The 1,646-nt window shown below is 58.6% G+C and carries 1 protein-coding gene; it reads left to right on the top strand.

The genetic code is table 11. The features are described from left to right. Window positions 1-120: 120 nt before the first annotated feature. A complete protein-coding gene (locus EKH49_RS16360; protein ID WP_128471679.1) occupies window positions 121-1,557 on the top strand; it encodes an IS1380 family transposase in 1,437 nt (478 codons plus the stop codon). The last annotated feature ends 89 nt before the right edge of the window (window positions 1,558-1,646 follow it).

Below are 1,646 nucleotides of genomic sequence, written 5' to 3'. Positions count from 1 at the left end.
CCCGGGTATTCCATGGCAACGGCAGTCATTAACTGACTTAAAAGAAGAAAAGGTGACCTGAACTGGAAAAATAGGAGTTGTTGAAGCTCTAAATCACCAGATCAAAGGATCACCTTTTCAGTGAACCATTCTACCCACGTTTTCCCTGCCCTCCCGACCCAACGCACCAGCCAAGCCCTCGTCTCCCATGCTGGGTTGTCGGTGCTCACCAGCTTCCTGAACGCCCTGGACTTCCGCCAGCTTTGCGAAGACCGGTTCAGCCAGTTCGTGCCAGCCACCGCAACACACCGGCCAGGAAAGATCCTCGGAACATTGGCGTTGTCGTTGGCCGCCGGTGGCGAGCAGGCCGCTGATATCGACCAGCTACGTGTCGCTCCAGGGCTCTTCGGCCCGATAGCGTCCGATGCCACAGTCAGCAGGTTCATGGGCCGCATCAAGGACCAGCCAGAAGCTTTCGAGTATGGCTTCGCCACCATGACCCGCAGCCTGCGCTCCAAAGCTTGGGCTGCAGCCGGGTCACGGAATCCTGCCCGGCTGGCCACGTCAGCCAACCCGCTGATCATCGACATCGATGCCTCGCTAGTACACGTGCACTCCGACAAAGAGAACAGTGCCGGCACGTATAAAGGCGGGTACGGATTCTCACCCATGATCGCCATGGCCGACTACGGCAAGACGAATGGAACCGGCGAAGTGTTGGCCGTGCAGTTGCGTCCGGGAAACCGGGGCGCAAATTCCGCGAAATCCCATATTGGAGTCCTCAACCAGGCGTTGGCGCAGCTGCCTGATGATTTCTATGACGAGCACGGAAACCTGCATGGAGAGAAGATTCTGGTCCGCACCGATAGTGCCGGCTCGTCCCGTGAGTTCTTGCACCACCTGCAGTCGCTGGGGATTCAGTTCTCCACTTCGTATTCGTTGCCGGTGCTCAAGGAGCGGTTCATCCGGTGGATCGATGAGAAGAAGTACTGGGAACCGGCCCTGACCGCTGGCGGGGAGCAGCGTGATGATGCGTGGGTGATCGACGCGAGCAAGGTGATCGAGCTGAATGACTACCCACCAGGAACAAGGATTTATTTGCGGGCTGAGCCGTTGCATCCCGGGGCGAAAGCGACTTTGTTCGATACGGACGGGAACCGGGTGACCGCGTTCTTGACCAATAGCCCGCGGTTCAACGTGGCGTTCCTCGATGCCCGGCACCGGGCGCGTGGCCGGTGCGAGAACAGGATCAAAACGCTGAAGAGCACGGGGTTGGGCAAACTGCCTTATTGGTCTTTTACCGCGAACCAGGCATGGGCTGATCTGGCAATGTTCGCAGTGAATCTGGTGTCCTGGCTGCAGCTGGCGGTGTTGCCTGGTGGCCATGAGGCAGGCTGCTGGGATTTGAAGCGGTGGCGGTACCGGCTGTTTTCAATGGCCGGCAAAATTGTCTCTGGCGGCCGGCAACGCCGGCTGCTGATCCCCAAAAATGCGCCGGAAGCTCAGCTGCTATTCCAGCTTCAGCAGAATATTAGGTTGCTGTTCCAGCGGTGGCGGCACGGCGAGCTCGCTGCCTGAACTGGCGGTTGTCCTGTTATTTCTTTGGTTTCGAAAGGTCATTTCAGTCCAGGTTGGTGGAGCCTGGCACCCAGCGCTGGTGGTTCAGG

The organism is Glutamicibacter sp. HZAU (genome assembly GCF_004100365.1).
Lineage (GTDB): Bacteria > Actinomycetota > Actinomycetes > Actinomycetales > Micrococcaceae > Glutamicibacter > Glutamicibacter nicotianae.
This window is presented reverse-complemented; position numbering and strand designations above follow the sequence as displayed.